Annotated in this window: 30 protein-coding genes, 1 tRNA gene and 1 pseudogene; 10 read left to right on the top strand and 22 right to left on the bottom strand. The window is 69.5% G+C overall.

Features of this window, described 5'->3' with window-relative positions; all coding sequences use genetic code 11:
* Positions 1 to 148: hypothetical protein (locus tag Q0581_RS06050; protein ID WP_298698611.1), on the bottom strand; the 148-nt coding region annotated here is incomplete at its 3' end.
* Here Q0581_RS06050 and Q0581_RS06045 point away from each other — a divergent pair.
* Positions 147 to 776 carry a TlpA disulfide reductase family protein gene (locus Q0581_RS06045; RefSeq protein ID WP_298698608.1) on the top strand — a complete coding sequence of 210 codons (630 nt, stop codon included), beginning with the start codon at positions 147 to 149 and terminating at the stop codon, positions 774 to 776. The two genes, Q0581_RS06050 and Q0581_RS06045, sit on opposite strands and share 2 nt — an antisense overlap.
* Before the next feature lie 59 nt (positions 777 to 835).
* Here the strand turns inward: Q0581_RS06045 and Q0581_RS06040 are convergent, their stop codons facing one another.
* From Q0581_RS06040 to Q0581_RS06030, 3 genes are all read right to left on the bottom strand, one after another.
* Entirely contained in the window at positions 836 to 1138 is a 303-nt protein-coding gene (locus tag Q0581_RS06040) for a hypothetical protein (RefSeq protein ID WP_298698606.1), read from the bottom strand.
* A gap of 61 nt (positions 1139 to 1199) precedes the next feature.
* Entirely contained in the window at positions 1200 to 1802 is a 603-nt protein-coding gene (locus Q0581_RS06035; protein WP_298698604.1) for an IPTL-CTERM sorting domain-containing protein, read from the bottom strand.
* A 72-nt stretch (positions 1803 to 1874) separates the two neighbouring features.
* Positions 1875 to 1951: transfer RNA gene (locus Q0581_RS06030), tRNA-Met, on the bottom strand.
* A 189-nt stretch (positions 1952 to 2140) separates the two neighbouring features.
* Between Q0581_RS06030 and Q0581_RS06025 the strand changes: the two genes are divergently transcribed.
* The gene (locus Q0581_RS06025; RefSeq protein ID WP_298698603.1) at positions 2141 to 3358 is read left to right on the top strand and encodes a PQQ-dependent sugar dehydrogenase; all 1218 of its coding nucleotides are present in this window, start codon (positions 2141 to 2143) and stop codon (positions 3356 to 3358) included.
* 12 nt (positions 3359 to 3370) lie between these two features.
* Here the strand turns inward: Q0581_RS06025 and Q0581_RS06020 are convergent, their stop codons facing one another.
* From Q0581_RS06020 to Q0581_RS06010, 3 genes are all read right to left on the bottom strand, one after another.
* Positions 3371 to 3769 carry a MarR family winged helix-turn-helix transcriptional regulator gene (locus tag Q0581_RS06020; RefSeq protein WP_298698601.1) on the bottom strand — a complete coding sequence of 133 codons (399 nt, stop codon included), beginning with the start codon at positions 3767 to 3769 and terminating at the stop codon, positions 3371 to 3373.
* Complete coding sequence (locus tag Q0581_RS06015; RefSeq protein WP_298698600.1) at positions 3759 to 3989, bottom strand: hypothetical protein; 231 nt, start codon at positions 3987 to 3989, stop codon at positions 3759 to 3761. Before Q0581_RS06015 ends, Q0581_RS06020 begins: the two co-directional genes overlap by 11 nt.
* Positions 3990 to 4274: 285 nt before the next feature.
* Positions 4275 to 4853: a helix-turn-helix domain-containing protein gene (locus Q0581_RS06010; RefSeq protein ID WP_298698598.1), complete on the bottom strand. Its 579-nt coding sequence runs from the start codon at positions 4851 to 4853 to the stop codon at positions 4275 to 4277.
* 138 nt (positions 4854 to 4991) lie between these two features.
* On the opposite strand from Q0581_RS06010, the gene Q0581_RS06005 reads away from it, so the two are divergent.
* On the top strand, positions 4992 to 6365 hold the full coding sequence (locus Q0581_RS06005; protein ID WP_298698595.1) for a methylmalonyl-CoA mutase family protein: 1374 nt from the start codon (positions 4992 to 4994) through the stop codon (positions 6363 to 6365).
* The gene (gene scpA, locus Q0581_RS06000) at positions 6362 to 8524 is read left to right on the top strand and encodes a methylmalonyl-CoA mutase (protein ID WP_298698593.1); all 2163 of its coding nucleotides are present in this window, start codon (positions 6362 to 6364) and stop codon (positions 8522 to 8524) included. Before Q0581_RS06005 ends, scpA begins: the two co-directional genes overlap by 4 nt.
* A 5-nt stretch (positions 8525 to 8529) precedes the next feature.
* Here the strand turns inward: scpA and Q0581_RS05995 are convergent, their stop codons facing one another.
* The 6 genes from Q0581_RS05995 to Q0581_RS05970 form a co-directional block, all read right to left on the bottom strand.
* Positions 8530 to 8946 carry a hypothetical protein gene (locus Q0581_RS05995; RefSeq protein WP_298698590.1) on the bottom strand — a complete coding sequence of 139 codons (417 nt, stop codon included), beginning with the start codon at positions 8944 to 8946 and terminating at the stop codon, positions 8530 to 8532.
* 30 nt (positions 8947 to 8976) lie between these two features.
* The gene (gene mnmC / locus Q0581_RS05990) at positions 8977 to 10776 is read right to left on the bottom strand and encodes an FAD-dependent 5-carboxymethylaminomethyl-2-thiouridine(34) oxidoreductase MnmC (RefSeq protein ID WP_298698587.1); all 1800 of its coding nucleotides are present in this window, start codon (positions 10774 to 10776) and stop codon (positions 8977 to 8979) included.
* 89 nt (positions 10777 to 10865) lie between these two features.
* Positions 10866 to 11129, bottom strand: a complete 264-nt coding sequence (locus Q0581_RS05985; RefSeq protein WP_298698585.1) for a hypothetical protein — start codon at positions 11127 to 11129, stop codon at positions 10866 to 10868.
* 197 nt (positions 11130 to 11326) lie between these two features.
* Positions 11327 to 11581, bottom strand: a complete 255-nt coding sequence (locus Q0581_RS05980) for a hypothetical protein (protein WP_298698583.1) — start codon at positions 11579 to 11581, stop codon at positions 11327 to 11329.
* A gap of 170 nt (positions 11582 to 11751) precedes the next feature.
* Entirely contained in the window at positions 11752 to 12621 is an 870-nt protein-coding gene (gene motA / locus Q0581_RS05975; RefSeq protein WP_298698581.1) for a flagellar motor stator protein MotA, read from the bottom strand.
* 81 nt (positions 12622 to 12702) lie between these two features.
* Positions 12703 to 14502 (bottom strand): long-chain-acyl-CoA synthetase, encoded by a 1800-nt coding sequence (locus Q0581_RS05970; protein ID WP_298698578.1) that lies wholly within the window; start codon positions 14500 to 14502, stop codon positions 12703 to 12705.
* Between the two features lie 255 nt (positions 14503 to 14757).
* Between Q0581_RS05970 and Q0581_RS05965 the strand changes: the two genes are divergently transcribed.
* From Q0581_RS05965 to Q0581_RS05945, 5 genes are all read left to right on the top strand, one after another.
* Complete coding sequence (locus tag Q0581_RS05965) at positions 14758 to 15219, top strand: peptidase S1 (protein ID WP_298698577.1); 462 nt, start codon at positions 14758 to 14760, stop codon at positions 15217 to 15219.
* Positions 15220 to 15366: 147 nt separating this feature from the next.
* Positions 15367 to 15897 carry a hypothetical protein gene (locus tag Q0581_RS05960; protein ID WP_298698575.1) on the top strand — a complete coding sequence of 177 codons (531 nt, stop codon included), beginning with the start codon at positions 15367 to 15369 and terminating at the stop codon, positions 15895 to 15897.
* 130 nt (positions 15898 to 16027) lie between these two features.
* Positions 16028 to 16966: an ABC transporter ATP-binding protein gene (locus tag Q0581_RS05955; protein WP_298698573.1), complete on the top strand. Its 939-nt coding sequence runs from the start codon at positions 16028 to 16030 to the stop codon at positions 16964 to 16966.
* A complete protein-coding gene (locus tag Q0581_RS05950) occupies positions 16966 to 17733 on the top strand; it encodes an ABC transporter permease (RefSeq protein ID WP_298698570.1) in 768 nt (255 codons plus the stop codon). Before Q0581_RS05955 ends, Q0581_RS05950 begins: the two co-directional genes overlap by 1 nt.
* Positions 17734 to 17776: 43 nt before the next feature.
* Positions 17777 to 18769 carry a hypothetical protein gene (locus Q0581_RS05945; protein WP_298698568.1) on the top strand — a complete coding sequence of 331 codons (993 nt, stop codon included), beginning with the start codon at positions 17777 to 17779 and terminating at the stop codon, positions 18767 to 18769.
* Positions 18770 to 18781: 12 nt separating this feature from the next.
* Here the strand turns inward: Q0581_RS05945 and Q0581_RS05940 are convergent, their stop codons facing one another.
* The 8 genes from Q0581_RS05940 to Q0581_RS05905 all read right to left on the bottom strand — a co-directional run bounded on the left by Q0581_RS05940 (position 18782) and on the right by Q0581_RS05905 (position 24453).
* The gene (locus tag Q0581_RS05940) at positions 18782 to 19159 is read right to left on the bottom strand and encodes a hypothetical protein (protein WP_298698566.1); all 378 of its coding nucleotides are present in this window, start codon (positions 19157 to 19159) and stop codon (positions 18782 to 18784) included.
* Between the two features lie 45 nt (positions 19160 to 19204).
* Positions 19205 to 19951 (bottom strand): ribonuclease T2, encoded by a 747-nt coding sequence (locus tag Q0581_RS05935; RefSeq protein WP_298698563.1) that lies wholly within the window; start codon positions 19949 to 19951, stop codon positions 19205 to 19207.
* 45 nt (positions 19952 to 19996) lie between these two features.
* Positions 19997 to 20572: a nucleotidyltransferase family protein gene (locus Q0581_RS05930; RefSeq protein ID WP_298698560.1), complete on the bottom strand. Its 576-nt coding sequence runs from the start codon at positions 20570 to 20572 to the stop codon at positions 19997 to 19999.
* Positions 20569 to 21372 (bottom strand): bifunctional hydroxymethylpyrimidine kinase/phosphomethylpyrimidine kinase, encoded by an 804-nt coding sequence (gene thiD / locus Q0581_RS05925; RefSeq protein ID WP_298698557.1) that lies wholly within the window; start codon positions 21370 to 21372, stop codon positions 20569 to 20571. Before thiD ends, Q0581_RS05930 begins: the two co-directional genes overlap by 4 nt.
* A gap of 38 nt (positions 21373 to 21410) precedes the next feature.
* The gene (gene folP / locus Q0581_RS05920) at positions 21411 to 22202 is read right to left on the bottom strand and encodes a dihydropteroate synthase (RefSeq protein WP_298698609.1); all 792 of its coding nucleotides are present in this window, start codon (positions 22200 to 22202) and stop codon (positions 21411 to 21413) included.
* A 14-nt stretch (positions 22203 to 22216) separates the two neighbouring features.
* Complete coding sequence (locus Q0581_RS05915; protein ID WP_298698555.1) at positions 22217 to 22522, bottom strand: transcriptional regulator; 306 nt, start codon at positions 22520 to 22522, stop codon at positions 22217 to 22219.
* 3 nt (positions 22523 to 22525) lie between these two features.
* A complete protein-coding gene (locus tag Q0581_RS05910; RefSeq protein WP_298698552.1) occupies positions 22526 to 23164 on the bottom strand; it encodes a hypothetical protein in 639 nt (212 codons plus the stop codon).
* A gap of 74 nt (positions 23165 to 23238) precedes the next feature.
* A complete protein-coding gene (locus Q0581_RS05905) occupies positions 23239 to 24453 on the bottom strand; it encodes an acyltransferase family protein (RefSeq protein WP_298698550.1) in 1215 nt (404 codons plus the stop codon).
* Positions 24454 to 24801: 348 nt separating this feature from the next.
* Here Q0581_RS05905 and Q0581_RS05900 point away from each other — a divergent pair, with 348 nt between their 5' ends.
* Positions 24802 to 25200, top strand: a complete 399-nt coding sequence (locus Q0581_RS05900) for a GreA/GreB family elongation factor (protein WP_298698548.1) — start codon at positions 24802 to 24804, stop codon at positions 25198 to 25200.
* A 72-nt stretch (positions 25201 to 25272) separates the two neighbouring features.
* Here the strand turns inward: Q0581_RS05900 and Q0581_RS05895 are convergent.
* Positions 25273 to 25921: pseudogene (locus Q0581_RS05895) on the bottom strand (cell division protein FtsH); the annotation flags it as partial.

Here is a 25921-nt window from a genome sequence, read left to right as displayed (position 1 = left end):
CCCGCGATCCGGCCAGATCCTGCGCCCACAGGCGTTTGTCGACGCCGATGGAGACATTGATCGCCTGCATGATGTCGGCGGGCTTGGCGGAAAAGCGTCCGCCCCATAGGCTCTGTCCGGTCGGGTTGGCGTCGGAAGGGGCGGTCATGGGCGTCTCGAAATGGATCGTGGCGGTCGCGGGGGCGGTGCTGCTGGCCGGGGCCGGCGGCGTCGGGCTGCTATACGCGAACAAGGCCGGGCCGTTCAAAGCCTCCGTGCCGGTCGCCGCGCAATCCGAGGCGAAAAGCGACCTGGCCCGGTTCGCGGTCGGCCCGCTGGCGCGGCTGGAGACCCCGGCGGAGCTGACACCCGCGCCCGATCATGTGTTCCAGGATGCTCAGGGGCGGGACGTCCGTCTGGCCGATTTCCGCGGCCGGGTGGTGGCGGTCAATCTGTGGGCCATGTGGTGCGCGCCGTGCCGCACCGAAATGCCGACCCTGGCGGCCCTGGCGCGGGCCTATCCCACGGGCGACCTGGCGGTCCTGCCCATCAATGTCGATACGGGCGCCGACGCTATCGCCGACGCCCGCAGCTTCATCGGCGTGCATGAACCGCTGCCGATGTATTCGGACCCGAAGTTTCAGATGCCCTTCCTGTTTCCGGGCAAGGGCAAGATGCCCCAGACCATCCTGCTGGACCGTCAGGGCCGGGTGCGCGCCGCCTTTTCCGGCGAAGCCGACTGGGCCAGCCCCCAGGCCCGCGCCCTGATCGACGCCCTGCTGGCTGAACCGGCCTGAATACGACAAGAGCCGCCGCGTCGCCGCGACGGCCCCCTGTCTCGGGTGATCCGTAAGGATCAGTTGGCCGGGACGCGCTGATCCGTGGCCGGATCGACGGCGCCGGGGCGGCCTTGCGCGGCGGCTTCGGCCTGGTTCTGCTCCAGCTTGTCGGCGGCCTTGGCGGCGCCGTCCTCGACCGCCTGGGCGGCCTTCATGGCCCCGGATTCGATGACTTCGCCGGCGCGGGCGGCGGCGTCGCCTGCGGTGTCGGCGGCGGCTTCGGCATTGGCCTCGGTCTCGGCCTGCTCGGCCTGGGTGCAGGCGGCGGCGCCCAGGGCCAGGGCGGAAATGGCGGCCAGGGTGAGGGTGCGGATGGTCATGGCTTCTCCTTCGCGTGACGAACCTTGGCCGCTAACGCGACAGGCGCCGATCCGGTTGCGCTCAGGCGGCGTGTCTCCGACGGACGATGCCCAGGGCCAGAGCCGCCAATCCCAGGCCCAAAAGCATCAGTCCCCATTCCGAAAGAGTCGGAACGACAGGAGGCGGCAGATCGAACCCGACCCTGAAAAAAGTGTCGTCCGCCATGCCCCAGATGCCGTCGACCCAGAATTCGCCATCCGCATAGTAGTCGGCGCCCGAGTTCAGAACCTGGGGGTCGCCGGACAGGATCACGCGCCGCAAAAGATAGGTTTCACCCGGAACGACGGTCACGCCGCTGAAGGGCCGAAACGTCTGCATCTGGTACTGCGTCGTGGGCAGGTTGACGTTCATGGCGCCGGACACGGCGATGAAGTTGGTCGTCGCGGCCTGGGATTCGGGAACGATGCCCAGGATGAAGCTTCCCGTACCCGTCATCCCCAGACTGAATTCATCCAGTCGCGTGACGCCTGCGGGCACGGTGAAGATCTGTCCCGCAAAGTCATCGCTGGCCCAGCCTGCGCCGGGGCTGACGCCGGTTCCGGCCTGGCCGATGTAAACCTGCGCCGCGGCGGGCGTGGCCAGACTCAGGCAAAGGACGACAAGCGCCCAGGCTACATGTCGCATGATTTCCCCCCGGAAAGTGAGGAGGTTATCTCTCCAGATCGCCGATATGGCAATGGGCGGCGACAGGAGAAGTGGTGGCTGGGGGCGGGATCGAACCGCCGACCTGTGGGTTATGAATCCACCGCTCTAACCATCTGAGCTACCCAGCCGCTCGATCCGCGATCGAAGGCGTCGCGTGCTTGGCTTCGCGCGCGAGAGGCGTGCCTATATAGGGCCGGGGCGGGGGGTTCAAGTCGCCGTTGCGCGCCGGTCGTTTCGCCCTGCGATGCGACGCCGCATCCCCAGGCGGTCCGGCGCGTTCCACTGTATCGTCATCGACACCCGCCGGAGACCCTCCCATGCGCCTGATCGCCGCCGCCGCCCTGGGCCTGCTGACCCTCGCCGCCGCTTGCCGCGCCGACAGCCAGACCGCGCCGGAAGGCTCGCCGGTCGAGACGCGCGACGCCAACGGTCGGAACCAGACCCCAGCCTTCGACGGCCAGACCCGCGCGCCTTCGGTCCGCACCGAGACGGCCCTGGCGCACACGGTGGTGGCGTCGGGCCTGGCGCATCCCTGGGGCCTGGCTCTGTTGCCGGACGGGCGCTGGCTGGTCACCGAACGGCCGGGGCGGATGCGGATCGTGTCGGCTGATGGCGTTGTAGGCGAACCGATCCAGGGCCTGCCCGCCGTCGATGCGCGCGGCCAGGGCGGCCTGCTGGATGTGACGCTCAGCCCCGGCTTCGCCCAGGACCGGATGATCTACTGGACCTATGCCGAGCCGCGCCAGGGCGGAAACGCCACCAGCGTGGCGCGTGGCCGCCTGTCGCCGGACGGGACGCGGGTGGAGGATGTTCAGGTCATCTTCCGCGCCCTACCGACCTATGACGGCGACAAGCATTTCGGCTCGGTCCTGGCCTTCGCGCCGGACGGGACGCTGTTCGTCACCCTGGGCGAGCGATCTGACCGCGCCATGCGGCCCCAGGCCCAGCGGCTGGATTCCCACATGGGCAAGGTCGTGCGGATCAACGCCGATGGTTCGGTTCCGCAAGGCAACCCGTTTGTCGGCCGTGAGGGGGCCTTGCCCGAGATCTGGTCTCTGGGGCATCGCAACGTCCAGGGGGCGGCCATCGGGCCGGACGGCGCCCTGTGGACCATCGAACACGGCGCGCGCGGCGGCGACGAACTGAACCGGCCCGAAGCCGGCAGGAACTATGGCTGGCCCGTCGCCACCTATGGCGTCGAATATTCCGGTCTGGCCATCGGCGAAGGCACGACGGCGCATGAAGGCATGGAACAGCCGGTCTATTACTGGGATCCGGTGATCGCGCCGGGCGGGGCGGTCTTCTATGACGGGGCGATGTTCCCGGGCTGGCGCGGGAACCTGCTGGTCGCGGCGCTGAAGGAGAAGCACATCGCCCGGCTGGTGATCCGCGACGGCCGCGTGGTGGGTGAAGAACGGCTTCTGACCGACCTGGGCGAGCGTATTCGAGACGTCGCGGTGGGGCCGGACGGCGCCGTCTGGGCCATCACCGACGAAGACAACGGCAAGCTGGTGCGTCTGGCGCCGGCGGGCTGAGGCGTCGCGACATCAGGCCTCGATGCGGACGCCGGTCTCGATCAGGGCGTTGATGCGGTCGCGGATCTCGGCGCCGGCGGGAGTCAGGCGCAGGGTCTTGGAGTTGCGGCTGGCGCCATAGCCCAGCACCTCGATCAGCCCCAGAGACGGCGGCAGGGACCAGCGTGCGCCCGGCGCGGCCAGCGATCGGATCGACCGCGACGCCGTGGCCGGGTTCAGGCCCGCCAGGGTCGCCAGTTCGGTGACGCTGACCCCCTCGTTTTCACACAGGTACAGGAAGGTCACCATATTGTTGGTGGTGATGCCGACATCCAGGCCGCGAAACACCTCCAGCGCGGCCAGAACCACGTCGCGTCGCCGCGCCGGCAGAGCCGGCGCCGCCTCGGTCAGGACTTCGACTTCAATCGACATAGGGCCTCATGCGTCCGGCGGCCTGTAGCGGCGGCGGCACGCGGGTCGGCGGGCGGCGGCGGCCGCGACGCGGCGTGCGGCTTTCGCGGAAGTCCAGCGACGCCTCGCCATAGGCGCGCTTCAGGTCGGCGACATGCGCTTCGATCGTGCGCTGATGGTCGGCGGCCTCGACGAAATCGGCGGCGTCTATGTCGATCACGATCGTGGCGCGTAGCCGCATGGTCCGCTCTGAAAAGAATTGTCAGGTCGATCCTGACTGCGATCAGAATAATACGGACGTTGCTTGGCGGTTTCTTCTTAAATTGATGTAATATTATTGATTTACGTATCTGCACGCGCCGAAGGATCGACTGTATCAAATAGTCTATAAATCAGAAAGTTGTCGTACTTGTACGTCACGGCTGGCGAGCCGGCGCCTAATCGACGCATCATGCGGATGCGGCCGCGGGCGATCAATCGCCTGTTCGTAATATGTACGTTTTTTAACCCGGCCGGCGACCGAGGATCAGTCGTCGCCTCGTGACGCCGGGGTCAGCGCCCAGTTCAGCACCACGGCCGCCGCGCCGTCTTCGCCGTCATCTTCGGCCATCAGGGCGGCGGCTTCATCCAGCAGGGCGTTGATGCGTTTCAGCCGCTCGGCGCCGGGACGACCGAAGGCGCGGGCGAACCCCATGGCGCGGACCGGACCATCGGCGGCCTCGGGGCAGTCGGCGAAACCGCGCCGGAAATCCCGTTCGGCCTGGCGTGAGAAGGAGGCGGCGACCTCGGTCAGGCTGTCGCGCACCTGGGGTCGGCGCAGATCGCGGCTGATGCGCATGCGGCGCGAGCGGGCGGCGTACAGCTGTTCGCGCCGGCGGTTGACGACGCGATGGCCGTCGGGCCGGATCAGGCCGGCGTCCAGAAGCTGCTGGATATGGTGATAAAGAGCCGAAGGCTTGGCCCCCAGCCACTCGGCCAGTTCGCGCACCGACAGGGCGCCGGCGACCTGAAGCCGGGCCAGAATGTCGTACCGCCGTGCGCCGGACAGGCAGCGGATCTGAAGCGGATCGTCGATCAGGTCGATTTCCGAGGCGGTACGGGTCATCATTACCAGTTCGTAATATTGCAGTCTCTTCGTGTCCCGCCGAACGGGCGTTTGTCAACCGGCCCGCCGCGCCAATGGGCGGCAACTGGACGAAGGCGGCTCTGGTCGGGTACCGGAAACCCAGTCTTCGGAGGCTGCATGACCGATCCCGTCTTTTCCGCGCCCGACCTCGACCGGTGGGCCGTCCTGGCCCGCAAGGCGCTGAAGGATGCGCCGCTGGAGGGGCTGACCCGGCGCGATGCGGACGGTCTGGCGGTGCGGCCGCTGTACGCCGATGACGGAACGCCGCCTCTGGTCGCCGCGCGGCCGGTCGAGGCGCAGGCGACGCCATGGGATCTGCGCACCCTGATCGAGGAAGCGGACGCGGCCCAGGCCAATGCTGCGGTTCTGGAAGACCTGAACAACGGCGCGACCTCGGTCGTGCTGAGCGAAGCTGCGGCGGCCACGTCGGACATCGCCCGCGTGCTGGAGGGCGTGGCGCTGGAGCTGGCGCCGGTGGGACTGGAAGCGGGGATCGAGGGGGTTCAGGCGGCGCGGGCGCTGGCGGCGGCGGCCAAGGGGTCGCCGCGCGCGCGGCTGATGCTGCATCTGGACCCGGTGTCGGTCGCCGCGCGTCTGGGGCGTGGCGGGCTGGACGCCGATCTGGCCCTGGCGGCTGAAGAGGCGGTGCGTCAGGCCGCGACCTATCCGCTGGCCCGGCTGTTCCTGGCCTCGGGCCGGGCGGCGCACGAGGCGGGCGCGACGATCGGACAGGAGCTGGGCCTGGCCCTGGCTTCGGCGGCGGCGATGCTGCGGGCGGCCACGGCGGCGGGCCTGACGGTGGAGCGGGCCCTGGCCGGCACGGTCCTGGGGCTGTCGGTGGACGCCGAGTATCTGGATGGCGTGGCCAAGGTGCGGGCCGCGCGGCTGTTGTGGCGCTCGTTCGCGCGCGCGGCGGGAGCCGAAACCGAGGCCGTGATCGAGGCGCGGTCGTCGCGCCGCATGCTGGACGCCCGCGATCCCTGGTCCAACATGCTGCGTCTGTCGGCGGCGGGGTTCGCCGGGGCCGTGGGCGGGGCCGATGCGGTGATCCTGGACGGCTTCACCGCCGCCGCCGGGGCGCCGGATGGATTCGCCCGCCGCATGGCGCGCAACACCCAGCTGGTTCTCATGGAAGAGGCGCAGCTGGGCCGGGTCGACGATCCCGCCGCCGGGTCCTGGTATCTGGACGCCCGCACCCGCGATCTGGCCCAGGCCGGCTGGGCCGAGTTCCAGCGCATCGAGGCCGAGGGCGGGGTCCAACAGGCTCTGGAAACGGAAACGCTCCGGTCCCGGATCGTCCAGGCCCGCGACGCGCGCCAGGCCGCCCTGTCCGACAATCGGGCCGTGATGGTGGGGGTGACCCGGTTCGTCGATCCCGACCCCCGCTCGGCGCCCGTCGCGCCTCGCGCCCCGTCACGCCAAGCAACGCCCGACTTCGCACCGCTGACGCCCGTCCGATGGTCGGCGCCGTTCGAGGAGGCCGCCCGATGAGCCGCCCGTTCGACTTCACCGCCGCGCCCCTGGACCTGTCGCCCCTGGACCTGTCGCTCCTGCCGGGCGCCGCCCCGCGTGAACCCTGGAGCACGCCCGAAGGCATCGACATTCCTTCGGCGTTCGACGCCTCGTCGCGCGACGGGCTGGACTTCATTCATGGCCTGCCGGGGATCGCCCCCTATCTGCGCGGCCCCTATCCGACCATGTATGCGTCCAACCCCTGGACGGTGCGCCAGTACGCCGGCTTCTCGACTGCTGAGGAATCGAACGCCTTCTATCGGCGCAATTTGGCGGCGGGGCAGAAGGGCCTGTCCATCGCCTTCGACCTGGCCACCCACCGGGGCTATGACAGCGACCATCCGCGCGTGGCCGGCGACGTCGGCATGGCGGGGGTGGCCATCGATTCCATCCTGGACATGCGGACCCTGTTCGACGGCATCCCGCTGGATCAGATGTCGGTGTCGATGACCATGAACGGCGCCGTCCTGCCGATCCTGGCCCTCTATGTCGTGGCGGCGGAAGAACAGGGCGTGGCCCATTCCGCCCTGACCGGGACCATCCAGAACGACATCCTCAAGGAGTTCATGGTCCGCAACACCTACATCTATCCGCCGGCGCCCAGCATGCGGATCATCGCGGACATCTTCGCCTGGACGGCCCAGCACGCGCCCAAATTCAACTCCATCTCCATCAGCGGCTATCACATGCAGGAGGCCGGGGCCTCGGCCGATCTGGAGATGGCCTACACCCTGGCCGACGGGATCGAATACGCCCGCGCCGGGGTCGCCTCGGGCCTGCCCATCGACCGGTTCGCCCCGCGCCTGAGCTTCTTTTGGGCCATCGGCATGAACTACTTCATGGAGACGGCCAAGATGCGGGCCGCCCGCATGCTGTGGGCCGAAGCGATTCAGAAGGAGTTCGCTCCGACCGATCCGAAATCCCTGGCCCTGCGCGCCCACTGCCAGACCTCGGGCTGGTCGCTGGCGGCCCAGGACGTGTTCAACAATGTGCCGCGCACCATGGTCGAGGCCATGGCGGCGGCGGCGGGCCAGACCCAGAGCCTGCACACCAATTCGCTGGACGAGGCCCTGGCCCTGCCGACCGACTTCTCGGCCCGGATCGCGCGCAACACCCAGCTGTTGATCCAGCATGAGACCGGGATCACCGGCGTCATCGATCCCTGGGGCGGCAGCCTGTATGTCGAGCGGCTGACGCACGATCTGGCGACCCGCGCCCGCGCTCACATGGCCGAGGTCCAGGCCCTGGGCGGCATGGCCAAGGCCATCGAGGCCGGCGTGCCCAAGCTGCGCATCGAAGAGGCCGCCGCCCGCACCCAAGCCCGCATCGACACCGGCCAGCAGACCGTGGTCGGGGTGAACAAATATCTGTGCGACACGCCCGACGACATTCCGGTGCTGAAGGTCGACAACGCCCAGGTCCGCGCCGCCCAGATCGCCAAGCTGGAGCGGCTGCGCGCCGAACGCGACCCGGCCGCCGTGGACGCCGCCCTGATCGCCCTGACCAACGGGGCGAAAGGAAACGCCAACCTCTTGGAGCTGTCGGTCCAGGCGGCGCGGGCCAAGGCGACGGTGGGCGAGATCTCCGACGCGCTGGAGGCCGCCTTCGGCCGCCATGTGGCCGAGGTGCGCACCGTGCGCGGCGTCTATGGCGCCACGGCGGGGGACGAGCCGCGCGTCACCCGCGCCCGCCAGATGGTGGCCGCCTTCGTCGAGAATGACGGCGGGCCGCCCCGCATCCTGATCGCCAAACTGGGCCAGGACGGCCACGACCGGGGCCAGAAGGTGGTGGCGACCGGCTATGCCGACCTGGGGCTGGACGCCATCGCCGGTCCCCTGTTCCAGACGCCGGAAGAGGCCGCGAAACAGGCGGTCGAGCAGAAGGTCCACGCCGTCGGCGCCTCGTCACTGGCGGCGGGGCACCTGACCCTGGCGCCGGCCCTGATCGCCGAGCTGAAGAAGCTGGGGCGCGAGGATATCATGGTGGTGGTCGGCGGCGTGATCCCGCCCGCCGACGTGCAGCCCCTGCTGGATGCCGGGGTGGCCGCCGTCTATCCGCCCGGCTCGGTGGTGGCCGAAACGGCGGCGGATCTGATCGAAAAGCTGAACCAGCGCCTGGGTTACGCCCAGAAACGTTGAACCCGTTAGGGCCGCGAGCGGCTGGGCAGGGCCTCGACCTCGGCCTCGGTCAGCTTGCGCTCGACCACGGCACGGCAGGGGCCGTTGGGCATGGCGCCGCCGCCGCGATAGGCCAGAGTCACCCGGTCGCCGGGACACAGGCGGGCGCCCGATCCGAACTCGGGTGCGATGGCGATGGACTGGGCCCAGTCCAGGTCGCGGCAGAAGCCGACCGACTGAAGCTCGAACACCCCGCCGTTGCGACCGGCGCGCAGATACAGGTTCTGTCCGTCGCCCGATCGGAAATTGGTGACCATATTGGCCATGAAGCAGGGCCGGGCCTGAGGGTCGGCGCCCTCCACGCCGGGGCTGGTCGATGGCGCGCAACCGGCGGCGATCAGCGGCAGGGTCAGGACGGCGAAGGCGACGACGGGCAGGCGCATGGTCTTCTCCTGTTCAGGTCCGATTTCAATCTACATCGAAGCGCCCGGCGGCGCAGTCGGTTTCGTCGGCCGTGCGACATCGATGCGCATCGCCAGCTCATGCGGCAGGGGCGAGGGCGCGCCCGCGATGCGCGCCGCCAGATGTTCGGCCAGCAACGGCGCCAGGCACAGGCCGCGCGAACCCAGGCCGGTCAGCACATGCAGGCCCGGCGCCCTCTCTCCGACCAGGGGCAGACGATCCGGCGTGGTCGCCCGCACGGCGGCGCGCGAGTGGATCTCCAGCCCTTCGACACGCTGGGCCAGACCCGGCAGACGCATGTTCAGCCGCGCCTTGTTCTGTTCGCGCGAGGTGGCGCGAACGTCCGTGTCCGTGTCGTCCCGATCATGGGTTGCGCCGAACAGCAGGCCGTCGCCGGTCGGTACGACATAGCCGCCCCAGGCCGCGGCGACCGGAGGATGAACCCCCTCGACCCACTCGGCCTGACCGCGCACCGGACGCAGGTTCAGCATCGGCTCAAGGGCCGCCGCGCCCCAGCCTGCGGCGATGATCACCTGGGCCGCCGGGGTGACCAGCGCGCCGTCCGCATCCAGCAGGCGCCAGGCCCCCGCTTCGCCCTCGATCCGGGCGATCCGGCCGGTCAGGACCGGAACGTCCCGAAGCCAGGCGTCCACTATCAGGCGTGGCCGCACCGCCAGGGCCGGGGCCATCCACAGGCCGTCTTCGTCCACCGGCTCGTCCAGGCGCCGTGACGCCGCCGGGGCGTCCAGCACCTTTAGCGCCTCCGTCGCCCAGATGTCCTGGGCCGCCGCCTTGGGGAAGCGGGCGGCGTCGCGCGCCATGCCGGGCAGTTGCAGCACGCCGCGCGCGGTCACGGCCTCGGGCACGGTCGCGTACAGGTCGCCCGCGCGCCTCAGGGCCTGGGCGTACAGGGCGGCGATGGCGCCATCGCCGATGTCCAGCCGGGGCGTGACCAGGCCCGCGGCGAAGCCCGACCCGCCCGCGCCGGGCGCCTCGGCCTCGATCACCACCACCGGACGCCCCAGCCGGGTCAGGGCCCGCGCCAGGCTCGCGCCCGCGATGCCTGCACCGATCACCGCCGTCAGGCCGGGGGTCGGGGGTGGGGCCGCCGCGCCGGGCGCGCGGGCTTCCAGCCGCTCGCGCTTGCGGCCATGGCCGGGGCGTTTGTCAACGGCGAAGCCGCGCTGGGCCAGGCCGCGTCGCACGGCTCCGGCCACGGTGAAGGTCGCCAGCCGCGCGCCGGGCGCGGACCGCGTCTGAAGCCCGTCCATCACGGCGTCGGACCACATTCCGGGATTGGTCGAAGGGGCGAAACCGTCCAGGAACCAGGCGTCGGCTCGCCCGTCCCATTGGGCTAGCGCCCAGGCCGCATCGCCCACAGCCAGATCCAGGGTGGCGCGATAGGCGGGCAGGTCCAGCCGGTGAAAGCCCGGCGTCGCCTGGGGCCAGACATCCAGCAGGGCCTGGGCCTCGGGTGCGATCTGGGGCCAGGCGGCCAGGGCGCGCGCGGCCTCGTCGCGGCTCAGGGGAAAGGCCTCGATCGAGAACAGGTGCAGCCGTCCGTCCGCCGGGCCTTCCCGGCGCCACAGCTCCAGCAGGGCGGCGATGTTCAGGCCGGTGCCGAAGCCCAGCTCCCCCACGGTGAAGTCGCCTCGTCCGGCCCAGGCGTCGGGCAGGCCGCATCCGTCCAGGAACACCGCCCGGGTTTCGGCCAGGCCGTCCTGGCGCGAGAAATAGACATCGTCGAACCGACCCGATCGCGGCGCGCCTTCGGGCGTCCAGAGCAGGTACGGCGAGCGGTCGTCGGTCATAGCCGTGGCTTTACACCGGACAAACGAAAAGGGCCGCCCCTTTCGGGACGGCCCTTGCGCCAGGCCCGAAGGCCCGAAGCGTGTCGCTCTTAGTGAGCGGCAGCCGGAGCAGCCGGAGCAGCAGCGGCGTCAGCGGCCGGAGCAGCGGCAGCGGCAGCAGCGTCGCCAGCGGCGGCGGCGGCGTCGCCGGCAGCGGCGGCAGCGTCGGTGGCGGCGGCGTCGGCAGTGGCGGCGGCGTCGGCAGCCGTGTCGGCGGCGGCGGCGGCGTCTTCAGCCTTGTCTTCGGCGGCCGGGGTGCAGGCGGCCAGGGCCAGAGCGGCGGCCGAGGCGGCGATCAGAGCGGTGATGCGCATGATGGATTTCCTTCAGAAGGTTATGCGGGGGCATGAATCCCCGCAGCGCCAGATAACGGAATCGTGAGGCGCTATGCAAGGGGAATTCTCACGGGCGCGTGATCGCCTGTTCGGCGAGGCCTGAAAACGAAAAAGGGGGCCGCCGAAGCGACCCCCTTTCCGCCACGCCCGCAAGGGCGCGCAAAGCCGTGAAAGGCTTACTGAGCCGGAGCAGCCGGAGCGGCGGCGGCGTCAGCGGCCGGAGCAGCAGCGGCAGCGGCGGTCGCGGCGTCAGCCGAAGCGGCGGCGTCGGTCGCAGCGGCGCCAGCGGCGGCGGCGTCGGCGGCGGCGGTGTCGGCCGAGGTGGCGGCGGCGTCAGCAGCAGCGGCTTCGGTCTTGTCTTCGGCGGCCGGTTGGCAGGCGGCCAGGGCCAGAGCGGCGGCCGAGGCGGCGATCAGAGCGGTGATGCGCATGGTGAGTACCCCTGAGGTTTGATTTTATCGAAAGCTGATGCTTCCGACCCTATCGGTAACGCGGTCGTGAGCAGGCGCGCAAGAGCGGGCCGGTTGATTCAGCCGGGGATTGCATGGGGGCGGCAGGCGGTGCGTGCGCCACGCCCGCCGAGTATTCCGGGCCGGGACGATCAGGCGTCGGTCGGGGCGGCCGACAGGGCCTCTTCCATCTCGGTGAACGACGGCTGGGCGCCAGAAGGGATGTCGCCGCGGCCGATCTCGACCGAAATCTGGGCGGCGTTGCCATGCAGGTGCGCCACCAGCACCGACTGGATGATCTTGTAGTAGGCGGCGTCGCCATTGATGATCCCGGTCAGGCGCGTGGCCAGCGGCCCCACCAGACCATAGGCCAGGAACACGCCCAGGAAGGTGCCGACCAGGGCGCCGCCGATCATGCCGCCCAGCACTTCGGGCGGTTCGGTGATGGCGGCCATGGTCTTGATCACGCCCAGCACGGCCGCGACGATGCCCAGCGCCGGCAGGGCGTCGGCCATGTTCTGCAGGGCGTGCGCCGGCTCCAGCGCCTCGTGGTGATGCTTTTCCAGCTGCTTTTCCATGGCGTCCTCGATCTGGTGCGGATCTTCGAGGTTCATGGTCATCATCCGCAGGGTGTCGCAGATGAAGTCGACGGCGAAATGGTCCTTCAGCACCTTGGGGTATTTCTGGAAGATGGTGCTTTCGGCGGGCTTTTCGATGTGGCTTTCCAGGGCGATCACGCCCTTGGACTTCATGGTCTTGGTCAGCTGGAACAGCAGGGACAGCAGGTCCTTGTAGTCCTGCTTCTTCCATTTCGATCCGGCGAAGACCTTGCCGAAGCCGCCCGCCACGCCCTTCAGCGTCGAGGGGGCGTTCGAGATCAGCAGCGCCGCCACCGCCGCCCCGCCGATCATCATCATCTCATAGGGCAGGGAGTGAAGGATCACCCCCATCTTGCCGCCCGCGATCGTGTATCCGCCGAACACCATGGCGAACAGGACGACGATGCCGATGATCTGGAACATGTAGGGGGCCGGTCCGCGACGCGATCAGAGGCGTCGAGGATGACCGTTAATGATTAAGGCCCGGTTGCCGCCCAGCCGCGATCAGAGCCGCATTTCGCCCGACTGCACCGCCGCCAGGGCTGTGGGCGTCATCTTCTGATAGCCGCTCTTGCCGCCGCGCACATAGACCTGGCCGTCCACCTTGTCGGGGTCATAGCCGTCGCTCACCAGATCGACCTTGCGGTATTTGAAGGTGCCGGTGGTGTCGACCGCCTTGATCAGGCGCACGAAGGCCGGCCGCGCATAGACGGGCAGGGACTGTTCGGCGAAGTCGGCGAACGCCTTGGCGTTGAATCGGCCCTCGGGGACGATGGCCACCATGCCGGCCTTGCCGTCCTGGCCCGGAACCGGAACGCCATAGGCGATGATCTCGGCCACGCCCGGCGCCTCGGCCAGGCGCTGTTCGACCTCGCTGGTCGAGACGTTCTCGCCCTTCCAGCGGAAGGTGTCGCCGATCCGGTCGACGAAATAGAAATAGCCCTCGGCGTCCTGGCGCATCAGGTCGCCGGTGCGGAACCAGCGGTCGCCGCGCTTGAAAACGTCGGTCAGGATCTTCTTCTGCGACGCCGCCTTGTCGGCATAGCCGGTGAAGTCGTGGCGGATGTCGTCGCCGATCATGCCGATGGCCTCGCCGATCTCGCCCACCGACACGGGTTGGCACAGGCCGTCCGACCCGCGCACCGGCGCCTCCTCGTCCACATCGAACCGGACCAGGCGGATGTTGATCTTGCTCTTGAGGAATTTGGGCACCCGGCCGATCGAACCGGCCTTGCCGTCGAAGTTGAACAGCGAAACGTTGCCTTCGGTCGAGCCGTAGAACTCCAGGATGCGCGGCACGGCGAAGCGCGACTGGAATTCGGTCCAGACATCGGGGCGCAGGCCGTTGCCGAACGCCAGGCGCAGCTTGTGCGCACGTTCGTCTTCGTGCGGCGGACAGTTGACCAGATAGCGGCACAGCTCGCCGATATAGACGAACATGGTGGCCCCGCTGGCGCGCACGTCGGGCCAGAAATGGCTGGCCGAGAATTTCTTGCGCACCACCAGCCGCGCGCCGTTCAGCAGAGCCGCGCCCACACCCACCAGGCCGCCCGTCGAATGATACAGCGGCAGGCAGTTGTAGATGCGGTCCTGGGCTGTCGATTCGGTGCAGCCGGCGAAGGCGCGCATATAGGTGCGGGCGCGTGAATGCGGGATGCGCGCCGCCTTGGGCAGGCCCGTCGTGCCCGAGGTGTAGATGAACAGGGCGGTGTCGCGGTTGGTCAGGCCGGCCCGCGCGCTGGGCGCCGGCCGCACCGACGACCCGCCGCGCACGGCGTTGTCCAGGCCGCGGCGCTCGCTGGTTTCTTCCTCGCCCTTCAGGCCCAGCACCCACAGCATCAGATTCTGTTTGACGAAGGGCCGGGCCTCTTCGACCTGGCGCCAGCAGTCCTCGTCGGCCACGACGTTGAAGGCGCCCGAAATGGCCAGGCAGTGGGCCAGGGCCTGGCCCCCCAGATTGGTGTTGATCAGGGCCGTGGCGATGCCGACCTTGGCGAAGCCCAGCCACGCCGCCAGATATTCCGCCCGGTTGGTCATCACCAGGGCGATGACCTCGCCGCGTCGCAGGCCGCGCCCCTTGGCCCAGTGACCATAGCGATTGGCCAGGGCGTCCAGGTCGCGATAGGTCAGGCTGCGCTGCTCGTCTTCGATGGCGATGTTGTCGGCGTATTTGTCGACCGCTTCCTCGAAGTCGTCGGAAACCAGGACGGTGCTGTCCAGGGTGATCGGCTTGATGCGGTTCAGCAGGCGGCGCAGGCCGGAGACGAAACGCAGATCGCGCTTGATGTTCGCCATCAGCCCCATGGATGCGTCTCCGACTGCGTGTGTGATCGTTCCGTTCCGTGATGGACAAGCGGACACGGCGGGTCAACCGCAAGGCGAACGGCAGGGGCGCGCCGCGCGGCTTTCCCGCGCGGACGTGGCGCCGATGCGCCGGGTGACGCCACGTCACCTGATCGTCAGGCTTGGAAAGCTTGAACATACCGGCTCGCGCGCCTTTAATCGAGCAAACGAAGGTCGTCGGCGCAGGGTCGATGGCCGCTTTCGGGGGATATGCTCATGAAGACGACCGTTCTGGCGGCGCTGGCCCTGGCTCTGGCCGCCGCACCCGCCGTGGCCCAGGATTACAACGCCAGCGCCAACTATGGCGACGTGCGCCTGGCGCCGGGCTTCACGCCCGATCCGCACCTGATCAGCCTGCGGGCCGGCGGCTCGATCGACGCCTCGACCCGGTTCAACACCTGCCGCGGCTTCATCACCGCCCAGCCGGACGTGCGTCTGTGGTGGGACGGCAAGGGGTCGCTGAACCTGAAGATCTCGGCCATTTCGAACGCCGACACCACCATCGTGGTCAACGGCCCCAATGGCGAATGGTATTGCGACGACGACAGCGGCGACGGCTCGAACCCGGTCGTGACCCTGAGCCCGGTCGCCGGCCGCTATGAAATCTGGGTCGGCACCTATTCCAGCGGCGAAACCCGCCCGGCGGTGGTCTCGATCTCGGAAATCAGCAACTTCTAAGGCCCAGGACGACCCACGGGTCGGACGTTGAACCGTTGTCGCCCCAGCTGTGGCGACAACGGTTTTTCTTTGTGGCGCCCACGGCTTAGCTGGAACCCGGTTCGCCGATGGCGGTTCTTCCTCCCTCGCAAGAAGGAGGACCGTCGCATGTCGATGACCTATTCCAACACCCATTCGTCCGTGGACGCCGACCACAGCCATGTCCCCGCCTATGCCCGCGTCAGCAGCCGGCGCGCCGCCCGACGCGGCGTTCGGGCCTGGATGATCCTGGCCCCGGTCGGCGCCCTGGCCCTGGCCGCCGGCGCCGTGGCGGTGCTGACCGCGCCCCAGACCCAGATGGTCCCGGCCCAGCCGCTGGCGGCGCCCGCCGCCACCCCGCTTGTGGCCGCGCCTGCGCCGGCCGAGACGGTCGCTGCGCCCGTGGAGACGCCCCCGGTTCCCGTCATGGCGGCGGAAGCACCCCCGGCCGCCGCGCCGGTCCAGCGCGGCGTGGCCGTCCCGTCGCGCCCGGCCGCGTCGCGGGCAGCCCCGACGCCCGTCGCCGCGCCGGCCGAACCCGCTCAACCCACCGGGCCGCGCGCCTATCTGAGCGAAGCGCCGGCCGCGCCCACGGTGGTCGTGGCCCCGGCCACGCCGCCTGCGCCGCCGCCGATCGTGGTGGTCGCTCCGGGCGGCTGATCCGCCATTTTCGACCGTCGATCAGCCCCGGCGCATGGCGTCGGGGCTTTTCGCATCGGGACGCCGACGCAGGTCTTGAGCGCGGGCGCCGTCGTCCATATCTGACCGGCTCGTCACCGAGGGGAAGCGCATGGCGCCGGCGATCGCGGTCAGTGGCCTGACCAAGACCTACAAGTCCGGGCTTGAGGCCCTGAAATCCGTCGATCTGACCATCGACAAGGGCGAAATCTTCGCCCTGCTGGGCCCGAACGGCGCGGGCAAGACCACGCTGATCTCCATCATCTGCGGGATCGTGACGCCTTCGACCGGAACCGTTCTGGCCGATGGCCACGACATCGGGCGCGACTATCGTGCGGCCCGGTCCAAGATCGGCCTGGTGCCCCAGGAACTGACCACCGACGCCTTCGAGACGGTCTGGTCCACCGTCAGCTTCAGCCGCGGCCTGTTCGGCAAGGGGCCGAACCCCGCCCTGATCGAGAAGATCCTTCGCGACCTCAGCCTGTGGGACAAGAAGGACGCCAAGATCATGACCCTGTCCGGCGGCATGAAGCGCCGGGTCATGATAGCCAAGGCCCTGAGCCACGAACCGGACATCCTGTTCCTGGACGAACCCACCGCCGGGGTGGACGTCGAACTGCGCCGCGACATGTGGAACCTGGTGCGCGGCCTGCGCGCCAAGGGCGTCACCATCATCCTGACCACCCACTATATCGAAGAGGCCGAGGAGATGGCCGACCGGGTGGGTGTGATCCTGAAGGGCCGGATCGTGCTGGTCGAGGAAACCACCGCCCTGATGAAGAAGCTGGGTCGCAAGACCCTGACCCTGCAGCTTCAGGAACCGCTGGCGACCCTGCCGGCCGAACTGTCCGACTGGGCGCTGGAGCTTAAGGCCGACGGGCACGAGCTGGAGTATGTCTTCGATTCCAACGCCGAAAAGACCGGCGTTCCGTCGTTGCTGCGGCGCCTGTCGGACCTGGGCGTCGGCTTCAAGGATCTGTCCACGCGGCAAAGCTCGCTGGAGGACATCTTCGTGGGCCTGGTCCACCAGTCACGCGAGGAGGCGGCCTGATGGCGTTCAATGGCTATGGCGTCTGGGCCATCTATCGTTTCGAGATGGCGCGCGCCCTGCGCACCTTCTGGCAGTCGATCATCACCCCGGTGGTGACCACGGCCCTGTATTTCGTCGTCTTCGGCACGGCCATCGGCAGCCGCATGACCGAGGTGTCGGACGTGCCCTATGGCGCCTTCATCGTGCCGGGCCTGATCATGCTCAGCCTGTTCACCAACTCGATCTTCAACGGCAGTTTCGGCATCTATTTCCCCAAATTCACCGGCACCATCTATGAGCTGCTGTCGGCGCCGGTGTCGCCGTTCGAGACGGTGCTGGGCTATGTCGGGGCGGCGGCCACCAAGTCGGTGATCCTGGGGCTGGTGATCCTGGCCACGGCGGCCCTGTTCACGCCGCTGCACATCCTGCACCCCTTCTGGATGCTGGCCTTTCTGGTGCTGATCTCGGCGACCTTCGCCCTGTTCGGCTTCATCATCGGCGTCTGGGCCCAGAGTTTCGAGCAGCTGAACTTCATCCCCATGCTGATCGTCACGCCGCTGACGTTTCTGGGCGGCGCCTTCTATTCGATCGACATGCTGCCGGACGGCTGGCGTCAGGTCAGTCTGTTCAACCCGGTCGTCTATCTGATTTCGGGCTTCCGCTGGGCCTTCTTCGGCGTCGGCGACGTGCCGGTGGCGATCAGCCTGGGGGCGACGCTGGGCTTCTTCCTGGTGCTGCTGGCGGCCGTGGGCTGGATCTTCCGCACCGGTTACCGGTTGAAGGCGTAAGCGTCATAATGGCGCCGGCTTCCACGACCAGCCTGTCGATCTGATGTCCAACGATACGCCGCCTCCGTCCGATCCGCGCCGCCCCTTCGCCTGGGGACGGCCGCCGCCGACCGTGTTCCGGGCCGGTCCCCTGCCCAAGGCGGTGAACCGCCTGATGCCGACGCCGACCCCGCGCCCGGCGCGTCCGGTGGCGTCGGCCCAGCCGCCGGCTTCGGTCACGCCCGACAGCCTGACGGCGCCTCAGGTCCAGACTCCGGTGCAGCCTCAGCCCCAGACACAGGCGCCGCGCCCCCAGCGCGCGGCTCCGGCGCCGCGGACGGGCGGCGGCATCTTCGGCGGCTCCATGGTGCCCCAGGCCGCTCCGCGTCCGGCGCCGCAACCCGCGCCAGAACTCAAACCCGAACTCAAACCCGAACCCGCCCAGGCCCAGACCGCGTCGAACGCGGCCTCCAGCCTCCAGGCCCAGGTTCCGGCCGCCCTGCCCGAACCTCTGCCTGAACCCCAACCTGAACCCCAGCCCGCGCCGATACCCGTTGCCGCGCCGGACGTGGCGATCACCGCCATCCAGGCCGCTGGGTCTCGCCCCTGGCGGCTGTACGCGGGCGTCGCGGCGCTGGTGCTGGCGGTCGCGGCCGGGGGCCTGTGGTGGCTAAATCGTCCCGCCGACGTCGCCCCGCCCGAAACGCCCGCAGCGCCTCTCGCCGTCGATGCGGTTGTCGATCCGTCGCCGCCGGTGACGGATGCGCCAGTTCCTGTCCCGGCGGCGGTCGAGACTTCGGCTCAGCCCGCCGAACGGGCGCCTGCCCCTGTCGTGGCCGTTCCCTCGGCCACACCCGCCCGGGCGCCGGCGGTTGCGCCGTCGCGCCCGCAGCCATCGCCTCCGGTCGTGATCCTGGCCCCACCCCCGGCTCCGTCGCCGGCGCCCGAGCCGGCCGCCACGGTTCCGACGCCGGACGGTCCGCCCCCGACCCAGGCGCGGCCTCAGGCCGTCGATCCCGATGCGCCGATCGTCACCCGGCCGCAGTCGCTGGACTGATCGCCGGGCCGGTCAGGCCAGGCTGATATATCCGCGCTCGACCATCCGGCGCAGGGCCTCATAGGCCTCGGCCAGTTCTTCATAGGCCGTGCGATGCGCCGTCAGACGCGCGGCCTGATCCGGCGTGACCGGCGAGCCGGATTCCGCCAGCCGCAGCGCCTCAGCCGCCCAGCGCCCGCGCGCCGCCGCCGTCAGGGCGGCCAGCTTCTGAAAGGATTCCGCCTGGGCCTTGCCCAGCATCTGGCTCAACACCTCGCGGTTGGCCACGAAGGCGGTGTAGTCCATCTGCTCCAGCTGACCGCGGATGCGGCGCTGTTCCTGGGGGTCGCTGTCCTGCGGCTCGAAATGGTCGCGGTTGCGGCGATAGCTCTGGCTGGCGATGGTCGACATGGGCGTCTCCCGGTGCGGATACGTCAGGAGGCTGCGCTCGTCCGGTTAAGGAGCCGTTGCCCGTCCGCGCGGGGCCAGTCGCACCGGCGTGGCGTCGCGCGGCCCGACGCCGTTGGGGCAGGCTTCCCACCGGAACGCCTTGGAATAGCAGATGCGCGCCTCGCGGAACCAGTGATCCTCGGCCAGCACCACCCAGACGGCGTCCTGCGGCAGGCCCGGATTGGCGCGGGCGAAGGCGTCGCGGATGGCGCCGGCGGTCAGGCGGTCGGCCGGAATGGCCTCCAGATCCGGCCGGTTCAGCCCGTCCCACAGGCGCGCCGCCTGGTCGAAATAGGCTTCGGGCGTGTCCCAGCCGCAGGTGCCGTGCGCGGCCCATTCATGCTGTTGCAGCGACGGCGATGGCGTCATGCAGAAATGTCGCCGCACCGTCTCGGCCTTCATCGCCGGGGCGGCGGCGCAATAGCGGGGATGGCGACTGCGCGTCGGGCCGTTGGGCCACAGGCCGTGCAGCGTCAGGCCGAAGCGATTGTCGCGGCATTGATGATCGGCGTCGGGATAGTCCTTGCCCGTCCGGCACGCCTGGGGCGACCAGCTGACAGCCATCAGATAGTGGGCCGTCTCGACGCCGCGCGCGATCTCGTCGGCGGGCGGGCGATAGGCCGGCGCCGGGCGCAGGCCCTGCGGAACCACGCACACCTCGCCATCGGCGGTTTCGGTCACCGCCTGCTCCGCCAGAGGGCTGCATCCCAGGGTCAGCAGAAGGGGCGTCAAAAGCCAGGCGCGGCGGATCATCGTGGGTCTCCGATGGAATGCGGCCGGCATCTTAGCGGGCCGGCGTTACGGTTCCACCACGGTGATCTCGGGCCAGCGGCCGCGCGCATTCTCGGTCGTCCGCGCCCATCCCCGGGCCAGCGGCCGGTGCGGATTGGGTCGGATCACCATGCCGAACACATCCTGAAGGCCGAACGGGGCGACCACGCTGATCGTTTCGTCGTCCTCCAGCCGCACCCCCACGGCGAAGGCGGGTGCCACGAAACGGGCCAGCGCCGCGTCGGTGTGGGGAAGGGGGTCGTAGTCTTCGCCGAACCGGTCCTTGAACCACAGATGCACCCGCGCCTGGTTGCGCACCTCGACCTGGCTTCGGAACGGTTCGTCGAAGGTGGCCGCGACGCGGTGGATCACGGCGTCCTCGGCGTCCCAGCCGGTGTCCGAGGCGTCGAAATAGGCCAGGTCGTAGTCCTTGATCCCGTAGCCTGCCGGGCGGCCGGTCAGGTGGTTCCACACCGCCTGATAGACGGCGCCGGACACCAGTCGCCAGTCGGGCAGGCCCAGGCCGCGCACGGTCCGCAGCACGTGCATCAGGCCGGGGTCGGCCCGCACGATGTCGACCAGCCGGGTCTCCAGATCGCTCATTTTCCGCGCACCGGCCAGGCGTGATCCAGCGGTCCGTGCCCGCCGCCCAGGCCCGGCGCCCGGCGGATGGCTTCGGCCACATAGGCCCAGGCCTCGGCCGCCGCGACCTGGACCGGCTTCCCCCAGGCCAGGCCCGCCGCGCAGGCGCTGGCCAGGGTGCAGCCGGTGCCATGGGTGCTGGTCGTCTCAATGCGCGGCCCTTCCAGCAGGGTCTCGCCATGGGGGGTCAGCAGCAGGTCGATCACCATATCGCCGCCCGCCACATGGCCGCCCTTCATCAGCACCGCCCGCGCCCCCAGTTTCAGCAGCGCCTCGCCCGCCCGCCGCTGGCCGTCCAGGTCCTCCACCGTCAGGCCGGTCAGGGCTTCCGCCTCCGGCGCATTGGGGGTCAGCAGGGCCGCGCGCGGGATCATCAGTTCACGGACGGCCGCCACCGCGCGGTCTTCCAGCAGGGGATGCCCACCCTTGGCGATCATCACGGGATCGACCACCGCCGGGGCCGGCGTGGTGTCCAAGAGGGCGGCCACCGTCTCGACCACCTGCACCGACCCCAGCATGCCGGTCTTGACCGCGTCGGTCCCGATGTCGTCCAGCACCGCCCGCGCCTGGGCCGTGATGACGTCCAGCGGCAGGGGATGGACGCCATGAACGCCCAGGGTGTTCTGCACCGTGATCGCCGTGATGGCCGTGGCCGCATGGCCGCCCAGCATCGTCACGGCCTTGATGTCGGCCTGAACCCCCGCGCCGCCGCCGGAATCCGAACCGGCGATGATCAGGACGCGGCCGAGCGGGGCGGTCATGGCTTGCTCCATGCGAAAACAGGAGGGCCTAGATAGGCTCAACCGCCCGCCGCCGCCACCGCCGCCTGAAGCTTCAGCGCCTGCAGCGTCTGGCGCACGTCGTGCACCCGGATCACCGCCGCGCCGCGTCGCGCCGCCTCCAGCGCCAGGGCCAGGGAGCCGCCGATCCGGTCCATGGGATCGTCCGCCGTCGGATCGACGGCCTGGATCATCCGCTTGCGGCTGGCGCCATACATGACCGGGAAGCCCAGGGCGGCCAGTTCGCCCAGATGCGCGGTCAGGGCCAGATTGTGCGCCGCCGTCTTGCCGAAGCCGATGCCGGGGTCCAGCCAGATCGCCTCGCGCGCCACCCCCGCCGCCATCGCCGCTTCGGCCCGCGCGGCCAGCCAGCCGAACACCTCGGCGACCACATCGTCATAGCGGGGGTCCGCCTGCATGGTGCGCGGCTCGCCCTGCATGTGCATCAGGCAGACGGTGCAACCCAGGTCCGCCGCCGTGGCCAGGCTGTCGTCCGCCCCGCTCAGGCCGGTGATGTCGTTCCAGATCGTGGCCCCCGCCGCCACGGCCGCGCGGGCCACGGCGGGCTTGGCGGTGTCGATGCTGATCGGCCCGGCCCAGAGGGCGCGCACGCCCTGGATCACCGGCGCGACCCGTTCGATCTCCTGGGCCTGATCCACCGGCTCGGCGCCCGGCCGGGTGCTTTCGCCGCCGATGTCCAGGATGTCGGCGCCCTGGGCGACCAGGGCCATCGCGTGATCGACCGCCGCGGCGACCGAACCCAGCCGCCCGCCGTCGGAAAAGCTGTCGGGCGTCACATTGACGATGCCCATGACCTTGGGAGCGGTCACGAGGCCCCCTTGCCGATCAGGGCGCCCAGGGCCTTCAGATAGGCGCCGAAGGCCCGCCGCCCCTCGGGCGTGATCGCAACCCGCGTCAGGGGCTTGTTGTCGCGAAAGCTCTTGTCGATGGCGACATATCCGGCCTCTTCCAGCTTTTTCAGATGGACCGACAGATTGCCCTGGGTCGCCTCCAGCACGGTCTTCAGCTCGGTGAATTCGGCCGTCTCGACATCGGCCAGATAGACCATGATCCCCAGCCGCATCCGGCCGTGGATGACCTCGTCGATCCGCCCGAGATCCTCCAGTCCCATGGGTCAGGCCGCTTTCGCCCGCGCATCGCGGAACAGGGCCCAGCCGGGCAGGGCGAACAGCAGGAACAGGGCCACGGTGCAGACGCCCAGATAGGCGACCGGCTGGCGCACCAGAAGGCCCAGGGCCACCGCCGTGACCCATCCGCCCAGCGACACCGCCAGCATCCAGCCCTTCTTCTTCAGAACCCAGGCCACATACCAGGCCGCCGCCTGCAGGGCGAAGACGATGGCGGCGTAATACAGCCAGATGGCGAAGTCCTGATCGCGCATGGCGCCGACCGCGAAGACGATCACCACCGCCGCATTGGCCATGCCGGTGGCGCTGAAGGCCGCGCTGGTCACCCGCGTGGCCAGGGGGCCGCGATTGGCGCCGCCGTCCTTTCGGTCCCTCAGGATCGCCCAGGTCAGCACCCCCAGGAAGGCGACGGTGATCCCCACCACAAAGGCCAGATTGGCCAAATCGGGCCAACGGATCAGGCCGATCACCTGGCCGACGTGGAACAGGCACTGAAGCCCATACAGAAGCCCGCCCGCCAGATAGCAGATGGCCAGGGTCATCGGCGGGCGTCCGCCCCCCTCGACGATGGCGCGCATGAAGGCCAGATCGTCTTCGGGCGAGTTCAGGCGGGGCTTGGCGGGCATGGGTTCCCTCGGGTGCGACTCTTGCGGGCGGGGCCGACCGGTCCGGGATGAACCAGCCGGCCCCGCTTGGCAAACTATTCGGCGGGCGCGGCCGCCGGTTCGGCCCTGGGTTTGCGCCACGGGATGCGACGGCCGTTCAGCCATTTGCCCATGAAGCCGTGCCGCACGGTCAGCTCATAACTGGCCAGGCAGACGCCGAACACGCCCAGCGACACCCCCGCCAGCTTGACCTGCCACGGGCCGGGCCAGTCCTGCACCCACACCTGGGCCAGCATGACCAGCGGCAGATGCAGGATGTAGACCCAGTAGGAGGCGTCGGCCAGGTAACGCCGCACCGCGCTGTGTCCCGACAGGAAGCGCAGGCACAGACCCATGGCCGCCAGGGCCGAGGCATAGACCGCCAGGGCGGTGACGGCGGCGGCGATGGCCTTGTCGCGGGTCGGCTCGATCATCGGCGCCAGGCTGGGGCCGCCCGCCAGATACCAGGCGCCGAACCCCGCCGCGACGGCCACGATCAGATACAGGGGCGACCAGGCGGCGATGCGGCTCAGCAGGCCGCGGCGACGGTTCAACAGGGCGCCGAACCCGAAGGCCAGGCCGAACCCGACCAGGGCGGCGGTATGGGGCACGAGGCCCGCATCCGGCGTCGGCACGGCGAAGAAGGCGATCCATTTCGGATCCTGCCACAGGGCGACCGCCAGGGGCGCGGCCAGCACCACCGGCGTGTGCGGCCCGGTCAGGGCGCCGGTGAAGCGGTCGACCAGACGGCCCCAGCCGCCCCTCCGGTCCAGCGCCGCAAACGGCGCGCGCACGACCAGCAGGGCGACATAGAAGATCATCAGCACATAGAGGAACCACAGGTGCGTCAGCGGGACATTGGTCCAGTCATAGGTCGGCGGCGGGGGCGGCGGCGCGCCCGGCGTCACCAGGCCGTTGGCGTGGGCGTTCCACACCAGGGCGGTGACGATCCCGGCCATGACCGGAAACCAGAAGGCCGCCAGAGGCCCGGCGATGCGGATCACCCTGTCCCTGGCGAAGCCGAACCAGCCCCGCCGCGCCAGCATCATGTGGGCGAACAGACCGGCGATGAGGAAAAAGGCCGTCATGCGGAACAGATGGATGGCGAAGAACAACCAGGCCGCCCCGATCGAGCGGCTGTCGTCGGCCACGATCCAGATCTGCTGGGGAAAGAACGACAGGCTGGCGTGCAGCACCACGCCCAGCAGCAGGGCGCCGCCACGCAGGGCGTCCAGCCCATGCAGGCGGTCGGGGGTGTCGGTGGATGTCATCGGGCGGCCTCCCAGCCGGGTTGAACGGCGGCTGATTACGACAGACCAGTTTATAATGCAAACATGTTTTGCATCATCGTTTCCTGACGTCCCTTTTCCCGCCATTTGACAAACCGTGCCGGGCCGCCCAGCTTTCAGGGCATGAACCGCCTTGTCAGTCAGATCCGACGGACCAGCCATGCGGGGCGCCGCGTCGAAGGCGTCTGACCCGTAGCGGTTCGTCGTGCGCGCTGCGCCGGCCCCGCTACGGGGCGCCGCGCACCGGACCTTTCCACCCTTTTCAAGACCTGATGCGAACGGTCTGGACGCCTGTCCACCGCGCGCGCCAAGACACAGGAGACTGCCGTCATGACGGCTTCCACAAATCCCGTCGGCCTGCCCGACATTCTTCTCAGCCGCCCGGATTTCGAGGCCTTGGACCGCCTGGTCGGCGATCTGCCCGGCCGTGGCCCGGCCGCCCTGCTGCAACAGGAACTGGACCGCGCCCAGGTGTGCGAGGCCGGCGACCTGCCCGCCAATATCGTCTCGCTGAACCGCTGGCTGCACTATGTCGACGGCCGCGCCGAAGAGGCGCGGCGCGTCCAGTTGGTCCTGCCCGAGGACGCCGACATCGATCAGGGCAAGGTGTCGATCCTGTCGTGGGTCGGCGCGGGTCTGATCGGCCTGGCCGAGGGCATGTCGCTGGACTGGCCCGACGCCTCGGGCGAGCTGCGCCGCCTGACCCCGATCCGGGTCGAGGCCGCCTGAATCTGATCCCGCATAGCGAAACGGCCGCCCGTTGGGGGGCGGCCGTCTGCAGAGAATGCGGGATCGTGACGATCAGTGCACGGTCGGCTGGGTCTCTGTCCCGTCCGACACCGGCGTCACCGGCACCGAGACCGAAGGCCCGGCGTTGGGGAAGTTGTCAGCGTCGCGGTTGGGGGCCAGGCCCTTTTCCAGCAGGTCGCGGATTTCCTCGCCCGACAGGGTCTCGAACTCCAGCAGGCCCTGCGCCAGCTTTTCGTGGTCGGCCTTCTTGCGCTTCAGGATCTTGCGCGCCTCGTCCCAGCCGGCGGTGACCAGACGCTTGACCTCGGCGTCGATGATGCGGGCCGTCTCTTCCGACACGTTCTGGCTGCGCGCCACCGAATGGCCCAGGAAGACCTCCTCCTGGTTCTCGCCATAGGCCACGGTGCCCAGCACGTCCGAGAAACCCCAGCGGGTGACCATGGCGCGGGCCAGTTTGGTGGCCTGTTCGATGTCGGAGCTGGCGCCCGAGGTGATGTTCTCCTTGCCGAAGATCAGCTCCTCGGCCACGCGGCCGCCGGCCATGATGGCGATGCGATCGACCATCTGCTGATATTTCATCGAATAGCGGTCGCCTTCCGGCAACTGCATCACCATGCCCAGGGCGCGGCCGCGCGGCACGATGGTGGCCTTGTGCACCGGGTCGGCCATCTTGACGTTCATGGCGACGATGGCGTGGCCG

The sequence above is a fragment of the uncultured Brevundimonas sp. genome, from assembly GCF_937863155.1.
GTDB lineage: Bacteria > Pseudomonadota > Alphaproteobacteria > Caulobacterales > Caulobacteraceae > Brevundimonas.
Note: the sequence above shows the minus strand (reverse complement) of the source record. Positions and strands in the feature narration are given on the sequence as shown.